The organism is Helicobacter pylori (genome assembly GCF_001653455.1).
GTDB lineage: Bacteria > Campylobacterota > Campylobacteria > Campylobacterales > Helicobacteraceae > Helicobacter > Helicobacter pylori_A.
In genome coordinates, this window is the sequence record NZ_CP011486.1 from 345,906 (window position 1) to 364,912 (window position 19,007).

Consider the following 19,007-nt stretch of genomic DNA (forward strand, 5'->3'; position numbering starts at 1 on the left):
CCACAACTCCCCTTATTCTTTTAAGAAAATACTTTTACTAGAGAGTTTTAATCTTTTTTTGGTATTCTTTTAAGGGTCATTAGTCTTAAAAACTCTTTAAAAACGGATAACCATGAAAATTATGCATCAAGTCAAGGATTTTTTAGATTTTTGCAAACAAACGATCCACAAAAATTCTAATGAAGCGTTTCAAAAAACCAAGCGGGCATTTTTTAAAGAAAAATCTCAAAAAATCAGAGAGCAGGCGGTTAAAATCGTAGAAAAACGCTTGACAAAAGAGAACATGCAATTAAGCGATTTCAGTGAAGAAGAATTAAAAATCATGTTTGAAGCTGAAGAAAAAAGATTATTAGAGCAAATCCACGCTAAAGAATTGAAAGAAAAACAAGAAAAAAACACCAAGCATTTTAAAGAAGTTTGGGAAAAGGGCGAAAATGAACAAGAAAAATAGCGTGTTTTCTAGCCTAATGAATTTTTTCAGTGAAAAGAATGAGCGCTGGCTGTTAGCCCACAGGCACACGAGAGGGTTTGTGATAGTGGCGTGGCTTTTTAGGTTTAAAAACATTGCGTTTTCTGTTTTGATCACTTTGTTAATTATTTTGGTGGATATTTGGGTTTATAGCGATGTGCGCCAATTTTTATTGGACACTTCAAGCTCTTTTATTTGGCTTTTAATCGCTTTACTAATCAAATGGGGCGTGATTGTTTTTAGCGCGCGTAAATGCTACCAATTCAGTAAAAAAATGTTTGCACTCATTCAAAGAAAAAGGCAAATCAGAGAGAATTTAAAAAACCGCTTCAGTCAAAAAGACGCTAAAAATGCGGGAAAAATTTCCAATATTGCTGAAGAAATCATTTCAAAAAAACAAGAAGAGTTCCACCATCAAGAAGATTCTAAGGATAAATCTCATAAAGACAAGCTTTCTAACATTACCGAAGAAATGATTCTTAAAAAACAAGAGGAATTGAAAGCTAACAAGGATAAAGAAAATTAAAAAAGGCATACAGAAGATCCCAACCAAAACACTCCCCCAAAAGAGAACAATCAAGAGGATAGTCAATAAATGAGAGTCAATCTTTTAAAAAAGGCATGAAGCGTTGGGGCATGGGGGAAGCGATTTTATAGCACGCCCCTTTAAATTCAAATTCTAAACTAGCGGCATGGAGCATGAGTAAAGGAGCGTTATTTTCACGCTTTAATTGAATATACTCTCTAGCGTTTTCATCTACTACCCCATAAAGCCCTTCGCCCACGATCCTGTGATTCACACTGCTTAAATGCAAGCGGATCTGGTGCGTGCGCCCGGTGAGTGGGGTTATTTTCAGTAAGCTCACATCTAAAAAAGAATTATAGCTTAACGGCTTAACAAGAGTGGTTGAAGGCTTGCCTAAAGGAGAAATTTGAGATCGAATGCGCAAATCTTTTTGAATGTTTTCTGGCGTTAGAATGGGCTTATCTACTATGATACTTTTATCCACCAACCCATGCACTAGCGCCAAATAAGTTTTTTGCACTTTTTTTTGCATAAAAAGCGCCTTTAAATCTTTAGCGCTTTGTAAGGTTTTGCCCGCTAACACTAACCCGCTCGTTTCATAGTCTAGCCTGTGGGCTGGGTGGGCGTTTTTGCCAAAATGAGATTGGATGCAATCTAGTAAGCTTTCATGGTAGAAATAGCCTTTAGGGTGGGTATAGACTTGAGGGGGTTTGTCAAATACGCCAAAATCTTTAGTTTCAAAAACAAGCTTTCCCTGCTTTTCATTGGGCTTGAAATAAATCAAGCTAACGGCCCCTTGAATGGTTTGAGATTTGCACACGATCTGTTGGTTTTGCTTTAAGCGTTGTTTGTCAAGGTGCCGTTGGGCTTCTTTTAAAGAGCATTTTAAAATATCGCGCACCACAAATAAGGCTTTGGTGGGTTTTAAAATTTCAAATTCTTCTTCAACAAACGGCACTACAACAAACTTTTAACAAGCATTTTAGGCTCGTTAGAATACTCGTCTAATTCCACGCTAAAAAGCACGCTCACCTTTTCGCCCGCTTTTAAAAACCGCTCAGTGTTAAAATAAATAGCGTCTTTGATGCATTCTTTATCCTTAAAACGCAACGCTTGATGGCTTTCTTTAATGATTCTTTCTTCTATGACTTCTAAATTTTGCGCTTGGAATAAGGGTTCAGGGTTTTCTTGCCCATAAGGTTCGCCCGTTTCTATAATCTCTAAAAGCTCTTTATCAATGTCTTTAAGGCTTAATATCAAAGGGGGTTCTTCTTCACAAAAGGGTAAGATTTTAAAATCAAAATTTTCTAAAGTTTCAAAGAGTGAGACCATGTTATTTTTTTCAACGCTCAAACCGCACGCCTGCCTATGCCCCCCATAGCCGAGTAATAAAGAAGAAACCCCATTCAAAGCGTCAATCAAATCAACATTTTGAGAGCTGCGCCCGCTCCCTTTATACGCCCCTTCTTTAAAAGTAAAAACCAGGCTTGGCTTTTGAGTGGCTTCCACTAATTTTGAAGCCACAATCCCAAGCACGCCCTCATGCCAATTATCCTTAAAAGCGATGATGATTTTTTCCCCAACCAACGCATGCTTAAAGGCTTCTTCAAAAACCTGTTGTTGGGTGATTTTTCGTTCATTATTGCATGCTTTCAAGCGTTCATACAAAAAACAGCAATCTTGCAAATTGTTCGCATTTAAAAAATCTAAAGCCACTCTAGCGTCTTGCATGCGCCCTGCAGAGTTGATTAGGGGGGCAATGTTAAAAGAAATATCGCTCGCTTTTAAAGAGCGTTTTCTAAAAACTTCCTTTTGGCGTAAAAACCCTATCGCCCCTAAAGGTTCTTTTTGCAAAAAATACAAGGCTTTAGAAACCAAAAAGCGGTTAAAAAAAGTCAAAGGCATCATATCAGCGATAGTCGCCACGCCCGCTAAACACAATAACTCGCTAGAATGGCTTTTTTCTTTTTTTAAAAGTTGATGGATTCCATAGCACAAATAAAACGCCACTAACGCCCCGCACACTTCTTTTTGGATAAAATGACAATCCGGTTGCTGGGGGTTGATCACCGCATAAGCGTCCGGGATTGCATCATCTTGCAAGCAATGGTGATCGGTAATGATAAGGGTATAGTTTTTTTCTTTGCAAAATCGCGCGGCTTCAAAGGCGTTGATCCCGTTATCCACGGTGATGATCAAAGGGGCGTGGTGTTTTTCTAAAAATTGTTTAGAAATCCCATAGCCATCAATGAAACGATTGGGGATCGCAATGCGTGCATGCTTATAATTTAAACTCGCAAAGAATTTTGCCATGATAGTGGAGCTAATCACGCCGTCAGCGTCATAATCGCCCACGACTAGAATCTCTGTGCGTTTTTCCATCGCTTCTATGATTTTGAGCGCGGCTTTTTTCAAGTCTTTAAATAAAAAGGGGCTGGGAAACCCTTTTTCATTGTAAGCGATAGAAGCCACTCGCTCTTTCATTTGAGCTTTAAGCTTTTGTTTCATTGTTTAAGATTTAGAAAGAGCGCTCTTAATGAAATCCAAAATAATAGGGTTAGGGCTTTGCAACCTGGAAGTGAATTCCGGGTGGAATTGCACCCCTACAAAGAAAGGGTGATCTTTTAATTCAATCGCTTCAATCAAATGATTCGCTCCAAAACCCACCACTTTCAAGCCTTTATTTTCCCACTCTTGGCGGTATTTGGGGTTGATTTCATAGCGATGGCGGTGCCTTTCTTTAATGCTTGGTTTTTTATAGGCTTTTTCTAGTAAGCTCTCAGGCATAATCTCGCATTCGTATTCGCCTAATCGCATGGTGCCACCCAAAGGCGAATTATAGGTACGCACTTGTTTTTGGTGGTTTTGATCCATAAAATCTTCAATCAAATACACCACTGGGTATTCGCAGTGTTGGTTAAACTCCGTAGAATTAGCCCCTTTTAACCCCAAAACATTCCTGCAAAATTCCACGATCGCTAATTGCATGCCCAAACAAATCCCTAAAAAGGGGAGTTTTTCTGATCTCGCTCTTTGAATGGCGCAAATTTTACCCTCAATCCCCCTTTCTCCAAAGCCCCCAGGCACTAAAATCGCATCAACGCCCTCTAAATTGGTTTTTTCATTGAAATTCTCGCTATCGAGCCATTCAATATTGACTTGCGTATCCAAATGCGCCCCTGCATGGATTAAGGCTTCAATCAAGGATTTATAAGATTCTTTCAAGCTCAAATACTTGCCTACAAAACCAATTTTGACTTTGTGTTTAGGAGCGATAATCTTTTCTACTAGAGTGTTCCACGCCGCCATTTTAGGGTGCAATTTGTTTAAATTAAAGCGTCTTGCAATGGGGGTTAAAATGCCTTCTTGCAAGAAAAGGATAGGGCATGCGTAAATGCTTTTAGTGTCTGTGGCGACAATCACGCTGTCTTGCTCCACATCGCAACTCAAGGCGATTTTCTTTTTCAATTCTTTATCCAAAGGCTTTGGCGATCTGGCTAAAATGATTTGAGGGGTTACGCCAAGGCGCCGTAATTCTTGGACGGAATGTTGCGTGGGCTTGGTTTTTAGTTCGTTAGTGGTTTGGATATAAGGGATTAAGGTTACATGCACATTGATGACTTTTTCATTCCCTAATTCCAATTTAAGCTGGCGGATCGCCTCTAAATAAAACATGCCCTCCATATCGCCCACAGTGCCACCCACTTCCACGATTAAAAAATCTAGTCCTTTAGCCGCGCTTTTAATGCGCCTTTTAATCTCATCGGTTACATGGGGGACGATTTGAATGGTCTTGCCTAAATATTCCCCTTTCCTTTCATTTTCTATCACGCTTGAAAAAATCTGCCCGGTAGTGAAGTTGTTCAACCGGGTTAAATTCCTGTTCAAAAAGCGCTCATAATGCCCTATGTCTAAATCCGTTTCAGCGCCATCGCTAGTAACAAACACTTCCCCATGCTCTAAAGGGCTCATGGTGCCTGGGTCAATATTAATATAAGGGTCAATCTTCAAAATAGAAACTTGATAATTGCAATGCTGCAAAAGCGTAGCGATTGAAGAAGATGAAATCCCTTTCCCTAGAGAGCTTAACACGCCCCCTGTAACGAATATAAATTTGGCTCTATCCATAAACTAATGCGTTCCTTTGATTTTTACTTCTCACATTGTAGTCTAAAAAGGGTTAAAAAGCTTTAAAAGAGGGCAAAAATTAAAGCGATTTCAAAAAAAAAAAAAACAATTTCAGTTTCCTATTAGCTAGGTTTGATTAAAATAAAAAGCTTTTATGCGTTTAAACTCCATTGTCTTAAATTTTTTAAGAGCAATTTTAAAGTTTGTTGGCGTATAATATCAAGTTTGAATGAACTGACTAAAAGGGTTTTAAACAATGGCTGAAAATTCTTTCAAAAATGTTTCCACACAACCCAAACCATTCTTTTTATTACCAGTGAAAACCCTTTTTCTTTTAGGAGGCGTTTTTAGCGCGCTTTTTATCATGATTGCTGTTTTAGTCCTTTTTGGTTACACTAACCCCATGGATAATGCGATTTTTAATTTAATACACTCAAGCCCCTTTAACTCTAATTTTGCATTAAATCAAGCGCTCCAAAGCATCGCTTTTTTAGGCTCTTCTCAATTCGTGTTGCCCTTGAGTTTGTTAGTGGGGGTGTTTTTGAGCCTTTATCGCAAGAATTTAGCGCTTGGGGTGTGGCTAGTGTTAAGCGTGATTCTGTTTGAAGCCCTTTTAGAATCTTTAAAACACCTTTTTGCACGCTCCATTCAGTGGTTTTCTGATCCGCATAATGTTAACTTCCCTAACGCTACTGCACTTTCTTTAGCCCTTTTTTACGGGCTGCTTATTTTACTGATACCCCATTTCATTGCGCATAAAACGCTCCAAAACATTCTTTCCTATAGCTTATTGGGTTTGATCCTTTTAATAAGCTTAGTGCTGGTGGTTTTAGGGGTGTCTTTTAGCGGTGTTTTAGGGGGGTTTTGTTTAGGAGTGTTAGGGGCTTGTTTTTCCATAGGGGTTTATTTGAGCGTGTTTCAAAAAATCTGATTCCAGCAAACGGCTTAAAAGAATGAAAAATTTGAGGTTTTAATATTGGATTTAAAGGTATTATTACAACGGATTGTTGATTTTTTCATCAAACTCAATAAAAAGCAAAAAATCGCCCTGATTGCAGCGGGGGTTTTGATCACGGCTTTGATCGTGTTTTTATTGATCTATCCCTTTAAAGAAAAAAATTATGTGCAAGGGGGGTATGGGGTTTTATTTGAAAGACTAGATCCTAGCGATAACGCTCTTATTTTACAGCACCTCCAGCAAAACCAAATCCCTTATAAAGTCTCCAAAGACGATACCATTCTTATCCCTAGAGATAAAGTGTATGAAGAAAGGATCACTCTAGCCTCTCAAGGAATCCCTAAAACGAGTAAAGTGGGCTTTGAAATCTTTGACACTAAAGACTTTGGGGCGACTGATTTTGATCAAAATGTCAAACTCATTCGCGCTATTGAGGGCGAATTGTCGCGCACGATTGAAAGCTTAAACCCCATTCTTAAAGCCAATGTGCATATCGCAATCCCTAAAGACAGCGTGTTTGTGGCTAAAGAAGTCCCTCCTAGCGCTTCAGTGATGCTCAAGCTTAAGCCTGATATGAAGCTTTCACCCACTCAAATTTTAGGGATTAAAAACTTAATCGCCGCTTCTGTGCCTAAGCTCACCGTGGATAATGTGAAAATCGTGAATGAAAATGGCGAGTCCTTAGGCGAGGGCGATATTTTAGAAAACTCTAAAGAATTAGCCCTAGAGCAATTGCATTACAAACAAAATTTTGAAAACATTTTAGAAAGTAAGATCGTTAATATCTTAGCCCCTATTGTGGGGGGTAAAAACAAGGTGGTCGCAAGGGTCAATGCGGAGTTTGATTTCAGCCAAAAGAAAAGCACTAAAGAGACTTTTGATCCTAACAATGTCGTAAGGAGCGAGCAAAATTTAGAAGAAAAAAAAGAAGGCGCTTCTAAAAAGCAAGTTGGCGGTGTGCCTGGGGTGGTGAGCAATATCGGCCCGGTGCAAGGATTAAAGGACAATAAAGAGCCAGAAAAATACGAAAAATCTCAAAACACGACCAATTATGAAGTGGGTAAAACCATTAGCGAAATTAAGGGCGAGTTTGGCACTTTAGTGCGCTTGAATGCGGCGGTTGTGGTGGATGGCAAGTATAAAATCGCGCTTAAAGATGATGTGAACACTTTAGAATATGTGCCTTTGAGCGATGAAGCGCTTAAAAAAATCAACGCTTTAGTGAAACAAGCCATTGGCTATAACCAAAATAGAGGCGATGATGTGGCGGTGAGTAATTTTGAATTTAACCCCATGGCGCCTATGATTGATAACGCTACCTTTAGCGAAAAAATCATGCACAAGACTCAAAAAATCTTAGGATCTTTCACGCCTTTAATCAAGTATGTTTTGGTGTTTATAGTGCTATTCATTTTCTATAAAAAAGTGATCGTGCCTTTCAGCGAGCGCATGCTAGAAGTAGTGCCTGATGAAGATAAGGAAGTGAAATCCATGTTTGAAGAAATGGATGAAGAAGAAGATGAGTTGAATAAATTGGGCGATTTGAGAAAAAAAGTAGAAGATCAATTAGGGCTTAATGCAACCTTTAGCGAAGAAGAAGTAAGATATGAAATTATTTTAGAAAAGATTAGAGGGACCCTTAAAGAGCGCCCTGATGAAATCGCAACGCTCTTTAAACTCCTAATCAAAGATGAAATTTCTTCAGATGGCATCAAAGGCTAAAAAGGCTAAAGGTTAAAGATAAAGGTTAAAAATGGCAACCAAGCTCACCCCTAAACAAAAGGCTCAATTAGACGAACTTTCCATGAGTGAAAAAATCGCCATTTTACTCATTCAAGTGGGCGAAGACACCACAGGCGAGATTTTAAGGCATTTAGACATTGACTCCATTACAGAAATTTCTAAACAAATCGTGCAACTAAACGGCACAGACAAACAAATCGGTGCAGCGGTTTTAGAGGAATTTTTTGCAATTTTCCAATCCAACCAATACATCAACACCGGCGGTTTAGAATACGCTAGAGAGCTTTTAACCAGGACTTTAGGGAGCGAAGAAGCCAGAAAAGTGATGGACAAACTCACTAAAAGCTTGCAAACGCAAAAAAATTTCGCTTATTTAGGCAAAATCAAACCCCAACAACTCGCTGATTTCATCATTAACGAACACCCTCAAACCATCGCCTTGATCTTAGCCCACATGGAAGCCCCAAATGCCGCTGAAACCTTGAGCTATTTTCCTGATGAAATGAAAGCCGAGATCTCCATTAGAATGGCGAATTTAGGCGAAATATCGCCTCAAGTGGTAAAAAGGGTTTCTACCGTGCTAGAAAACAAATTAGAATCGCTCACCAGCTATAAAATTGAAGTGGGCGGCTTAAGAGCTGTGGCTGAAATCTTTAACCGCTTGGGTCAAAAGAGCGCTAAAACCACGCTCGCTCGCATTGAAAGCGTGGATAACAAACTCGCCGGTGCGATTAAAGAAATGATGTTCACTTTTGAAGATATAGCCAAACTAGACAATTTCGCTATCAGAGAGATTTTAAAAGTAGCGGATAAAAAAGATTTGTCTTTGGCTTTAAAAACTTCTACCCAAGATTTAACGGATAAATTCTTAAACAACATGAGCAGCAGAGCGGCAGAGCAATTTGTAGAAGAAATGCAGTATTTAGGGGCGGTTAAAATCAAAGATGTGGATGTGGCTCAAAGAAAGATCATTGAAATCGTGCAAAGCTTGCAAGAAAAAGGCGTGATCCAAACGGGCGAAGAGGAAGATGTCATTGAATAGCCGTAAAAATTTGATCCAAAAAGACCATTTGAATAAGCATGACATTCAAAAATACGAGTTTAAAAGCATGGCGAATTTACCCCCTAAAACTAACCCTAATCACGCTTCTTTAGAAACGCCTATTTCGCAAGAACCTTTGGAAAAAAAAGCGATAGAAAACGATTTGATCGATTGTTTATTGAAAAAAACTGACGAGCTTTCAAGCCATTTAGTGAAATTGCAAATGCAATTTGAAAAGGCTCAAGAAGAGAGCAAATCTTTGATTGAAAACGCTAAAAACGATGGCTATAAAATCGGCTTTAAAGAGGGCGAAGAAAAAATGCGTAACGAACTCACTCATAGCGTGAATGAAGAAAAAAACCAGCTTTTGCATGCGATCACCGCTTTAGATGAAAAAATGAAAAGTTCACAAAACCATTTAATGGCTTTGGAAAAAGAATTGAGCGCGATTGCGATAGATATGGCTAAAGAAGTGATCCTTAAAGAAGTGGAAGACAATAGCCAGAAAGTGGCTCTCGCTTTGGCTGAAGAGCTTTTAAAAAATGTTTTAGACGCAACGGATATTCACTTAAAAGTCAATCCCTTGGATTACCCTTATTTAAACGAACATTTGCAAAACGCTTCCAAAATCAAGTTAGAGAGTAATGAGGCTATTTCTAAAGGAGGCGTTATGATCACTAGCTCTAACGGGAGTCTTGATGGGAATTTAATGGAACGCTTTAGAACGCTTAAAGAAAGCGTGTTGGATAATTTTAAGGTGTGATTTTGCAAAATAAAACTTTTGATTTAAACCCTAATGATATTGCAAGCTTGGAAGCGGTGTGCCAAACGCTAAGGAAGCGTATTTTAGAAGTGGTGAGCGCTAATGGGGGGCATTTAAGTTCTTCTTTAGGGGCTGTAGAGCTGATTGTGGGCATGCACGCCTTATTTGATTGCCAAAAAAACCCTTTTATTTTTGACACTTCGCATCAAGCTTACGCCCATAAGCTTTTAACCGGTCGTTTTGAAAGCTTTAGCACTTTAAGGCAATTTAAAGGTTTGAGCGGCTTCACTAAACCCAGCGAGAGCGCATACGATTATTTCATCGCCGGGCATAGCTCCACTTCGGTGTCTATAGGCGTGGGGGCGGCGAAAGCCTTTCGCTTGAAACAAGAACTAGGCATGCCTATCGCTTTACTAGGCGATGGGAGCATTAGCGCGGGGATTTTTTATGAAGCCTTAAACGAGCTAGGCGATAGGAAATACCCCATGATCATGATATTAAATGATAATGAAATGAGTATCAGCACGCCTATTGGAGCCTTATCCAAAGCCCTTAGCCAGCTGATGAAAGGCCCGTTTTATCAGTCTTTCCGCTCTAAAGTGAAAAAAATCTTAAACACCTTACCGGAAAGCGTGAATTATTTAGCGAGCCGTTTTGAAGAATCTTTTAAGCTCATCACCCCGGGTGTGTTTTTTGAAGAATTAGGCATTAACTACATAGGGCCTATTAATGGGCATGATTTAGGTGCTATTATTGAAACCTTAAAATTAGCCAAAGAGCTTAAAGAGCCGGTGCTTATTCATGCGCAAACCTTAAAGGGTAAAGGCTATAAAATCGCTGAAGGGCGCTATGAAAAATGGCATGGGGTAGGGCCTTTTGATTTGGATACCGGTCTGTCTAAAAAATCTAAAAGCGCGACTTTATCGCCCACTGAAGCGTATTCTAACACCCTTTTAGAATTAGCCAAGAAAGATGACAAAATTGTAGGCGTAACCGCTGCAATGCCTAGCGGCACAGGGTTAGACAAGCTCATTGACGCCTACCCTTTGCGCTTTTTTGATGTCGCTATCGCTGAACAACATGCCCTAACTTCTAGCAGCGCTATGGCTAAAGAAGGGTTTAAACCTTTTGTGAGCATCTATTCTACTTTTTTGCAACGCGCTTATGATTCCATCGTGCATGACGCTTGCATTTCTAGTTTACCGATTAAATTAGCTATTGACAGGGCTGGGATTGTGGGCGAAGATGGCGAGACGCACCAAGGCCTTTTAGACGTGTCGTATTTGCGCTCTATCCCCAACATGGTCGTTTTTGCCCCACGAGACAATGAGACTTTAAAGAACGCCGTGCATTTTGCTAATGAATACCATTCAAGCCCTTGCGCTTTCCGCTATCCTAGGGGGTCGTTTGTGTTAAAAGAGGGGGTTTTTGAGCCTAGCGGTTTTGTTTTAGGGCAAAGCGAATGGTTGCAAAAAGAGGGCGAAATTCTGCTCATTGGCTATGGTAATGGCGTGGGGAGGGCTTATTTGGTCCAACTGGCTTTAAAAGAAAAAAACATAGAGTGCGCTCTTTTAGACTTGAGATTCCTTAAACCTTTGGATCGCAATTTAAGTTCAATGGTTGCACCTTATAAAAAGCTTTATGTTTTTAGCGATAATTACAAGCTTGGGGGGGTGGCTAGCGCGATTTTAGAGTTTTTGAGCGAACAAAACGCGTTAAAGCCTGTTAAAAGCTTTGAAATTGTTGATGAATTTATCATGCATGGGAACACCGCTTTAGTGGAAAAATCCTTAGGCTTAGACACAGAGAGTTTGACTGACGCTATTTTAAAAGATTTAGGACAAGAGAAATGAAACCAACAACGCCAACGCCTATGAAAAATATCCGCAATTTTTCCATTATCGCTCACATTGACCATGGTAAAAGCACTTTAGCGGATTGTTTGATCGCTGAATGCAACGCTATTAGCAACAGAGAAATGACCAGCCAAGTGATGGACACTATGGATATTGAAAAGGAAAGGGGTATTACGATTAAAGCTCAAAGCGTGCGCTTGAATTACACATTGAAGGGGGAAGATTATGTGTTAAACCTCATTGACACCCCAGGGCATGTGGATTTTAGCTATGAAGTGTCTCGCTCTTTGTGTTCGTGCGAAGGGGCGTTATTGGTGGTAGATGCCACTCAAGGCGTGGAAGCGCAAACCATTGCAAACACTTATATCGCATTGGATAACAATTTAGAAATTTTACCGGTGATCAATAAGATTGATTTGCCGAATGCGAATGTTTTGGAAGTCAAACAGGATATAGAAGACACGATAGGCATTGATTGTTCTAGCGCTAATGAAGTGAGCGCTAAAGCTAAGATTGGCATTAAGAATTTGTTAGAAAAAATCATTACCACTATTCCTGCCCCTAGCGGTGATGCTAGCGCTCCTTTAAAAGCACTCATCTATGATTCATGGTTTGATAATTATTTAGGGGCGTTAGCGCTAGTGCGCATCATGGATGGGAGCATCAACACAGAGCAGGAAATTTTAGTGATGGGGACGGGTAAAAAACATGGCGTTTTAGGGCTATACTACCCCAACCCTTTGAAAAAAATCCCCACCAAAAGTTTAGAATGCGGCGAGATTGGTATTGTGAGTTTGGGGCTAAAGAGCGTTACTGATATTGCGGTAGGCGATACGCTCACAGACGCTAAAAACCCTACCCCTAAACCCATTGAAGGCTTTATGCCGGCTAAGCCCTTTGTGTTTGCGGGGCTTTACCCTATAGAAACGGACCGGTTTGAAGATTTGAGAGAAGCGTTATTGAAACTCCAGCTTAACGATTGCGCTTTGAATTTTGAGCCTGAAAGCTCGGTAGCGCTTGGCTTTGGTTTTAGGGTGGGCTTTTTAGGGCTATTGCATATGGAAGTGATCAAAGAAAGGCTAGAGAGGGAATTTGGCCTTAACTTAATCGCTACCGCTCCCACGGTGGTCTATGAAGTGCATTTAACGGATAATAGCATCAAATATGTCCAAAACCCTAGCGAATTACCCCCTGAAAACCATATCGCTTGCATCAAAGAGCCTTTCGTGAGAGCCACGATTATCACGCCTAGCGAATTTTTGGGTAATTTAATGCAGTTATTGAATCATAAAAGAGGCATTCAAGAAAAAATGGAGTATTTAAACCAGTCTCGTGTCATGCTCACTTATTCTTTGCCGAGCAATGAAATTGTGATGGATTTTTATGACAAGCTCAAATCTTGCACTAAAGGGTATGCGAGCTTTGATTATGAGCCCATAGAAAACAGAGAAGCTAATTTGGTGAAATTAGATGTGAGGGTTGCAGGCGATATAGTGGATGCGTTTTCTATCATCATAGATAAAAATAAGGCGTATGAAAAGGGGCGCGCTTTAGTGGAAGCGATGAAAGAGCTTATCCCGCGCCAGCTTTTTGAAGTCGCTATCCAGGCGAGCGTGGGGAATAAAATCATCGCTAGAGAGACGATCAAATCCGTTGGTAAGAATGTAACGGCTAAGTGCTATGGGGGCGATATTACACGAAAAAGAAAACTCTTAGAAAAGCAAAAAGAAGGCAAGAAGCGCATGAAAGCTATCGGTAAAGTGGAACTTCCCCAAGATGCATTTTTAGCGATATTAAAGATTGATTAGGCAATTTTAACTCAATGGCAAAACATAAGAACTATGAAATCTTAAATCTCATAGGCTATGCTTTGGCAAAATTTGATAATGATTTCATTAAAGAATTTGGCTTTTCTACCAAAAATGCTTTTTTTGAATATTGCGTCCAAATTGGCTTGGCTGATACGACTGGCGTTATCAAAAATCGCATGGATTTATTTGATTATTTTTTTCCTAACAAACGCAAAGGCTGGTGGCAAAAAGGCGATGCCTATATCCATAGAAAATTATGGATTGATAGTTTGTTTAAAGATGAAAGCGTTAAGGGTTTTAGCCATATTGTGAAATTGTTTTTGCAAGAACAATACGGCATCAAAAATTTAGGCATTACCCCTAACGCTTATCTTACAACCCGCTATAAAAGCATGCAAGAAACAGGTTTAGAAGCAGAATTGTATTTTTTAAACCACTATAAAAACATCAAAACATTTTCGTATGGGCATTTAAAAGACATGCGTCTTTTTGGCGATGGGTATGATTTCTATATTCAAACTAACAAGCGGGCGTTTTTAGTGGAAGTTAAGGGCATTAGAGAAAAGCAAGGAACATTGAGATTGACTCAAAAAGAATACGAACAAGCGCGAACTTATAGCCATGATTATGTGCTTGTAGTGGTATTGAATTTAAGTGAAAAACCCTATCTTTTATCTATCGCTAACCCCTTAAAACATTTAGAGTTTAAAGCATGCGAAAGAAAGCAAAAAAGCGTTTTAGAATACCACTTAATAGGGCAAATAAAATAAAATAACTTTAAATTTTACGGGGGGTTCTAGGAGTGGGGTTCAAATTGATAGGAATGCTCCTAAACGCACTTACAAATACACCAAAAAAGATTGCGATTTGATTTTAGGGATAGACACTCGCACGAGTGAATGCTATATTATCCCTATTGAAGAGACGCAAGAATGGGGAAACACAAAGAGTTTGTCGCAACTACAACATTATAAAGAGAATTGGCAAATTTTGATTGACTTGGCGTTGGAGTGAAAATATAAAATTACAAAAATTACATTTATAAATAAAAAAGATCTCTTTAGATATGGTGTTGTTATGCTAAAAGGGTGCAATTAAATTAAAGATTAGTGGAAGCAGAAAGAAAATTTTACAAGCTTTTAGAATGGCTCTATCTTAAAATGAACGCTGATGATAAAAAAGCTTGATTTGAATGGTGCGATAAAACATTAAGGGAGTTAGAGAGCGACACTCTCTAACGATTATAAAGACGGCATCAACTATAGCGTCTCAAACCTTAATGGGACTGATCCTACCACAAACGAGTTTAAAACGCAAGAGCCATAACAAGAAAAATGGGGGCGTTTGCTTACAGAATACCACAAAAAAGAGCGTTTTAAACAACAAGCAAAATAGTAAAGTTGAATTGTTATTGAATAGTTAGCGGCTATAAACTACGAAATAAAGAGGAGCTTGCATTACCGTCGACTTTGCAAGCGATTGCAAAAGAAAAGCGCATTAATCCTCTAAACTCTTTTAAAACTAATCTTAAAGATTAACAAGGCTTTTAAAAAGCGTGATTAGGGAGTTAGGGTATCGCAAAAACCCCCTTATAAATTTAAAACAACCAAAAGTTTAAGCTTTTGTAGCGAGCTTGTTGATCGCTTCAGCGTTCATGTCATCTTGATGGGTTTTTAGCACTTTAGAATACATGTCCAAAAAGCGGTTGATTTCAATCAAAGCGCTCATCTCACGCACCGCATTGACATTGCTTTTTTCTAGCATGGATTGCCTTAACGCACCAGAGTCAGAGACTTGATGGACGCCTTCGCCTTGATAGGTATAAAGGTTTTGCCCTATTTTTTTAAGGTTTTTTGGTTCGCTAAAACTCACTAAAGCCAACGCGCCCGCTTGAATTGGGGCTTCATTATCCCTAAAAGTGATTCCACCATTTTGATCCACCTCAATTTCAGCGTTAGGCATGAGCATGATCCCTCCTTGTTCGTTCAAGCCAGAGCGTGAAAGTACCTTAAAGCCATTAAGGGTAACCAAAAAGCCGTCTTTATCAACGCTAAAATGCCCGTCTCTGGTGTAGGCGATGCCCTCATTAGTTTGTATCGCAAAATAGAGGTTAGGGCTTGTTAGGGCGAAATCTAAGGGGTTATGCGTTTCTTCAAACGCGCCAAGGCTTTTATCTGTATAAATTTCTGATAGAATAGGCACACGATTGAGATTGCGATTCAAATATTTCGCGCTCGCTTTGGTTTGATCTTCTAGGGGTAGTTGCTCTCGGTATTGTTGGTAAAGCCTTAAAAAATCGCCTGTAATCGCATCGTCTCTTTTAAAGCCATTGGTGTTTAAATTAGCTAAATTATTAGAGGTTAAATCCAAGCGGTTAAATTGCGTGGCCATTGCTCCTGCGGCCGCATAATACCCATTTTGCATGCAATAATCCTTTTAAATGCAAAATTATAGCAAAAATTAAACAAGAACCAATTTATTCCAAATAGGTTTTTTTAGGGAATATGATAACCATAACCATAAAAATAATAATGCTCAACATGACATAGCCCACAAACCCCACTTCAAAACCATGTTGTTTGAATTCTAACGCTATATAGCTCGCACTCCCCCCAAAAAGTGCATTTGCAATCGCATAAGCCAGGCCCACGCCAAGCGCTCGCACATGTTCAGGGAATAATTCCGCCTTAATGACCCCAGCAATACAAGTGTAAAAACTCATCGCACTCAATGCAAGCATTTCATAAAATAGGGCTTCATACACGCTAGTGGCATGCTTGATACCATAAAAGACAAGGGGCGTTACAATAAGCCCTGCGATAGCAAAAACCATCAACATTTGGGTGCGTTTGATCCTGTCTGCAAGCATCCCGCATAAGGGCTGTAAGAATATAAAATAACTGAGCGCTAAAAGCATGATAAAACTGCTTTCTTTAGGGCTAAATGACGAACTATTAGTTAAAAAGATTTTTAAATACACCGTAAAAGTATAGAAACACAAACTCCCTCCCATAGTTAGCCCAAAGACTATCATTAAGGCTTTTTTATGGTGGAGCAATTCCTTTAAACTGCCCCTTTCTTTTTGGGGAGCTGTTTCGCTATCCATAGTTTCTTCCATGATATTTCTTAAAAAGAGCGAGAGTAAGGCTAATATACCCCCTAAAGCGAATAAATAACGCCAAGCGAACGCGCTGATTTGCTCATGCGTGTAAATATTTTCAACGATAAAAAGTGAAAAAATGGCTAAGAGTTGCCCTCCAACCAGAGTTATGTATTGAAAAGAGCCATAAAAACCTTTTTTGCCATTCTTGCCCAATTCAGAGAGATAAGTGGCGACCACGCCATATTCGCCTCCCACGCTAAAGCCTTGCAAAAGCCTGGCTAACAATAAAAATAAAAACGCCCATTCCCCTACGACTTCTTTAGTGGGGAGCAATGCCAGCATGAAAGAGCCTAGCGCCATAAGGATAATAGAATACACCATAGAGGTTTTACGCCCCTTTTTATCCCCCAATTTACCAAAAAACAAACTCCCCAAAGGGCGCATGAAAAACCCTAGCATGAAAACTAAAAAAGCTGAGATTAGCGCTAAAGTAGGGTCATTAGTGTGGGTAAATTCCTTAGCAAAATAAGGGGCAAGGAATGCATAAGCGTAAAAGTCATACCATTCCACTAAATTGCCTGAACTAGCGGCTAAAAGAGATTTTAAGGGTTTTTTGGTGGCGGGTTGGGGATTCATGGCTATCCTTGAATATGAAATTTTTAGGTAATTTTACTAATAGTTAGGGAATACACCAACAACATTTGATGAATCAATAAAAGGATTATGGCGTTTGTGTCATTAGGAAAATCATTAAAAGATCGCTCCCGTATCATTCTATTTATAAAACTAATTTTCTTTAATGGCAAAAGAGAGGTTTTAAAACTCCCTCATTTTTTATTCCACTTCACTTTCCTTAATGGATTTGACATTCAAAGTCCTCCCGTCTTTTGAGGTAGGGATTTTTAGGCTTCCCTCTTTTAATTTTTCTGCCAATTTTTTCAACAACGGGTTTTGGAAATTGTAGTTTACGATTTCCCAGTTATGCTCCAATTCAGGGGTTACTTTCGCGCCTTTTTCTTCAGTGATGTATTTGATAATCAACTCTCGTATTTGCCCGCCATCTTGCAACTCATCGTAAGAATCATAATACCTGTCAGCGTTTGTAACCAATTGCAATGCCGACAATGTCCCGAATCGGTAATTATTGATCGCTAATTTGTATTTCGCTTTGGGATCAATGGGTTTTCCGTTAATTGTTGGATTAATAATCCTTTGTCCAGCGGGTTTTGTAACATCAACCTGATATTTCACGCCAGAAAACATATCAAAATTATAGCCACGAATGTTTTCATCAAAACTGATTGTCAAATCGCCTAGTTGCAACTGATTGTAAAATCTATATGACCATTCCATGTATTTTAATAGATTTTCACCCGTTATATGCACTCCAATGAGCGTGTTGGTGAATTTGTAAATGAACGCAACATCTTTCCTTCTAAAAGGCCCTTTTTTCAAATTTGCACCAAAATTGAATAAGGCTGCTGCCGAAACATCGGCTTTGGCGTAATATTTTTGCACTTTGTTAATCAATGTGATAATAGGTGTTTCTTGCAATGCGGCGGTTGGCATCGTGGTGATTTTTGCCTCTCCTGTGATAAAATCAGGCCTGTCAATAAAGGTTTTTGTGACTTCTCCAACCACTTCATTAGCGTATTCTTTTGATTTTTGATCCACGTATTCATATTTTTTCGCCAATTCTTCATCTTCTGGCACATCTTTTGTGGATAAATTTTCAGTCGTTATAGTTTTTTTCTTTGTTTTGGTGTCAAATACAACCACCCCTTTTGCAAGATAAGCCCCATACGCTCCAGGCTCAATGGTATGCACTTTTCCCATTTTTGTGTTATAAACCGCATGTTCATGCCCTGCAAAAATAATGTCAAATTGCGGGAATTTTTTCGCTAAATCAGGTATCCCATCGCCACCTTTCTCATCTTCTCGCCCTAAATGAAAAGCGCCAATCAAAATGTCATATTTCCCTTTTAATTCTTTCAAAGTCTTTTTTAACGCTTCTTTGGCACTCAAAAACTCCAATCCTGCAAAATGTTCAGGCGTAGAGGCTTCCCAAGTGGGGACATGCGGCACCAAATACCCCACGATCGCCACCCTCACGCCATCAATGTTTTTAATAAGATAAGGCTTCACAAACGACTTATTGTCCGCAGTTTTAATAATATTCGCATTCACAACATCGCCATTAAACCCCTTAATATTCTTTTCCAAAAAACTTTTGCTAAAATTAAACTCGTGATTGCCAAGCACACGAATATCAAATTTCAAATCGTTTTCGGCTCGAACTAACGGATGGATAGGCTCATCATTAAACAACTCTGCACTATTACCCTGCAACAAATCCCCGCTATCAATCAAAATCACATGTTTATTTTCAGCTCTTTGCTTTTTGATTAAAGTCGCAATCCTTGTCAAACCATTATTGGGTTTTTGTTCCCCCACGGCATAATCATACGAAAAAAGCCGCCCATGAATGTCTGAAGTTTCCAAAAACACTATTTTCACTTCTTTGGCAAATACCGAAAGCGTCAGCGCTAAAAAGATGGCTAAAATCAATTTTTTCATTAAGATTTTCCTATAAAAGATATTCATCATA

At 39.2% G+C, this 19,007-nt stretch carries 16 protein-coding genes; 10 read left to right on the plus strand and 6 right to left on the minus strand.

Features of this window, described 5'->3' with window-relative positions; genetic code table 11:
- Positions 1-112 precede the first annotated feature (112 nt).
- Positions 113-451, plus strand: a complete 339-nt coding sequence (locus AA977_RS01655) for a hypothetical protein (protein WP_011577865.1) — start codon at positions 113-115, stop codon at positions 449-451.
- Entirely contained in the window at positions 435-995 is a 561-nt protein-coding gene (locus tag AA977_RS01660) for a hypothetical protein (protein ID WP_064434331.1), read from the plus strand. Before AA977_RS01655 ends, AA977_RS01660 begins: the two co-directional genes overlap by 17 nt.
- 76 nt (positions 996-1,071) lie before the next feature.
- Here AA977_RS01660 and AA977_RS01665 read toward each other — a convergent pair whose 3' ends face one another.
- Genes AA977_RS01665 through pyrG form a run of 3 tightly spaced genes read right to left on the minus strand, consistent with a single transcriptional unit; the run spans position 1,072 to position 5,123 of the window.
- Complete coding sequence (locus tag AA977_RS01665; protein WP_064434332.1) at positions 1,072-1,953, minus strand: RluA family pseudouridine synthase; 882 nt, start codon at positions 1,951-1,953, stop codon at positions 1,072-1,074.
- Positions 1,953-3,503 (minus strand): single-stranded-DNA-specific exonuclease RecJ, encoded by a 1,551-nt coding sequence (gene recJ, locus AA977_RS01670; protein ID WP_064434333.1) that lies wholly within the window; start codon positions 3,501-3,503, stop codon positions 1,953-1,955. Before recJ ends, AA977_RS01665 begins: the two co-directional genes overlap by 1 nt.
- A gap of 3 nt (positions 3,504-3,506) precedes the next feature.
- Positions 3,507-5,123: a glutamine hydrolyzing CTP synthase gene (gene pyrG, locus AA977_RS01675; protein WP_064434334.1), complete on the minus strand. Its 1,617-nt coding sequence runs from the start codon at positions 5,121-5,123 to the stop codon at positions 3,507-3,509.
- A gap of 256 nt (positions 5,124-5,379) precedes the next feature.
- On the opposite strand from pyrG, the gene AA977_RS01680 reads away from it, so the two are divergent.
- Genes AA977_RS01680 through AA977_RS01715 form a run of 8 tightly spaced genes read left to right on the plus strand, consistent with a single transcriptional unit; the run spans position 5,380 to position 14,310 of the window.
- Positions 5,380-6,054: a phosphatase PAP2 family protein gene (locus AA977_RS01680; protein WP_064434335.1), complete on the plus strand. Its 675-nt coding sequence runs from the start codon at positions 5,380-5,382 to the stop codon at positions 6,052-6,054.
- A 45-nt stretch (positions 6,055-6,099) separates the two neighbouring features.
- On the plus strand, positions 6,100-7,803 hold the full coding sequence (gene fliF / locus AA977_RS01685; RefSeq protein WP_064434336.1) for a flagellar basal-body MS-ring/collar protein FliF: 1,704 nt from the start codon (positions 6,100-6,102) through the stop codon (positions 7,801-7,803).
- 31 nt (positions 7,804-7,834) lie between these two features.
- Complete coding sequence (gene fliG, locus AA977_RS01690) at positions 7,835-8,866, plus strand: flagellar motor switch protein FliG (RefSeq protein ID WP_000201859.1); 1,032 nt, start codon at positions 7,835-7,837, stop codon at positions 8,864-8,866.
- Positions 8,853-9,629 carry a flagellar assembly protein FliH gene (gene fliH / locus AA977_RS01695; protein ID WP_080472358.1) on the plus strand — a complete coding sequence of 259 codons (777 nt, stop codon included), beginning with the start codon at positions 8,853-8,855 and terminating at the stop codon, positions 9,627-9,629. Before fliG ends, fliH begins: the two co-directional genes overlap by 14 nt.
- Positions 9,630-9,631: 2 nt before the next feature.
- A complete protein-coding gene (gene dxs, locus AA977_RS01700) occupies positions 9,632-11,482 on the plus strand; it encodes a 1-deoxy-D-xylulose-5-phosphate synthase (RefSeq protein ID WP_064434337.1) in 1,851 nt (616 codons plus the stop codon).
- A gap of 20 nt (positions 11,483-11,502) precedes the next feature.
- Positions 11,503-13,293, plus strand: coding sequence for a translation elongation factor 4 (gene lepA / locus AA977_RS01705; RefSeq protein ID WP_064435177.1), 1,791 nt, complete (start codon positions 11,503-11,505; stop codon positions 13,291-13,293).
- 14 nt (positions 13,294-13,307) lie between these two features.
- The gene (locus AA977_RS01710) at positions 13,308-14,066 is read left to right on the plus strand and encodes a protein NO VEIN domain-containing protein (protein WP_064434338.1); all 759 of its coding nucleotides are present in this window, start codon (positions 13,308-13,310) and stop codon (positions 14,064-14,066) included.
- A 1-nt stretch (position 14,067) separates the two neighbouring features.
- Positions 14,068-14,310, plus strand: coding sequence for a hypothetical protein (locus tag AA977_RS01715; RefSeq protein WP_064434339.1), 243 nt, complete (start codon positions 14,068-14,070; stop codon positions 14,308-14,310).
- A gap of 600 nt (positions 14,311-14,910) precedes the next feature.
- Here the strand turns inward: AA977_RS01715 and AA977_RS01720 are convergent.
- The 3 genes from AA977_RS01720 to AA977_RS01730 all read right to left on the minus strand — a co-directional run bounded on the left by AA977_RS01720 (position 14,911) and on the right by AA977_RS01730 (position 18,976).
- Positions 14,911-15,720 (minus strand): flagellar hook-basal body protein, encoded by an 810-nt coding sequence (locus tag AA977_RS01720; protein WP_064434340.1) that lies wholly within the window; start codon positions 15,718-15,720, stop codon positions 14,911-14,913.
- A gap of 52 nt (positions 15,721-15,772) precedes the next feature.
- Complete coding sequence (locus AA977_RS01725) at positions 15,773-17,035, minus strand: MFS transporter (protein ID WP_064434341.1); 1,263 nt, start codon at positions 17,033-17,035, stop codon at positions 15,773-15,775.
- Positions 17,036-17,233: 198 nt separating this feature from the next.
- The gene (locus AA977_RS01730; RefSeq protein ID WP_064434342.1) at positions 17,234-18,976 is read right to left on the minus strand and encodes a bifunctional metallophosphatase/5'-nucleotidase; all 1,743 of its coding nucleotides are present in this window, start codon (positions 18,974-18,976) and stop codon (positions 17,234-17,236) included.
- Between the last annotated feature and the right edge of the window lie 31 nt (positions 18,977-19,007).

Excerpts from the sequence above, each read along its gene's own strand:
- AA977_RS01655 (WP_011577865.1), top strand. The coding sequence starts at position 113 with ATGAAAATTATGCATCAAGTCAAGGATTTTTTAGATTTTTGCAAACAA.
- AA977_RS01660 (WP_064434331.1), top strand. The coding sequence starts at position 435 with ATGAACAAGAAAAATAGCGTGTTTTCTAGCCTAATGAATTTTTTCAGT.
- recJ (WP_064434333.1), bottom strand. The coding sequence starts at position 3,503 with ATGAAACAAAAGCTTAAAGCTCAAATGAAAGAGCGAGTGGCTTCTATC.
- pyrG (WP_064434334.1), bottom strand. The coding sequence starts at position 5,123 with ATGGATAGAGCCAAATTTATATTCGTTACAGGGGGCGTGTTAAGCTCT.
- AA977_RS01680 (WP_064434335.1), top strand. The coding sequence starts at position 5,380 with ATGGCTGAAAATTCTTTCAAAAATGTTTCCACACAACCCAAACCATTC.
- fliG (WP_000201859.1), top strand. The coding sequence starts at position 7,835 with ATGGCAACCAAGCTCACCCCTAAACAAAAGGCTCAATTAGACGAACTT.
- fliH (WP_080472358.1), top strand. The coding sequence starts at position 8,853 with ATGTCATTGAATAGCCGTAAAAATTTGATCCAAAAAGACCATTTGAAT.
- lepA (WP_064435177.1), top strand. The coding sequence starts at position 11,503 with ATGAAAAATATCCGCAATTTTTCCATTATCGCTCACATTGACCATGGT.
- AA977_RS01710 (WP_064434338.1), top strand. The coding sequence starts at position 13,308 with ATGGCAAAACATAAGAACTATGAAATCTTAAATCTCATAGGCTATGCT.
- AA977_RS01720 (WP_064434340.1), bottom strand. The coding sequence starts at position 15,720 with ATGCAAAATGGGTATTATGCGGCCGCAGGAGCAATGGCCACGCAATTT.
- AA977_RS01725 (WP_064434341.1), bottom strand. The coding sequence starts at position 17,035 with ATGAATCCCCAACCCGCCACCAAAAAACCCTTAAAATCTCTTTTAGCC.
- AA977_RS01730 (WP_064434342.1), bottom strand. The coding sequence starts at position 18,976 with ATGAAAAAATTGATTTTAGCCATCTTTTTAGCGCTGACGCTTTCGGTA.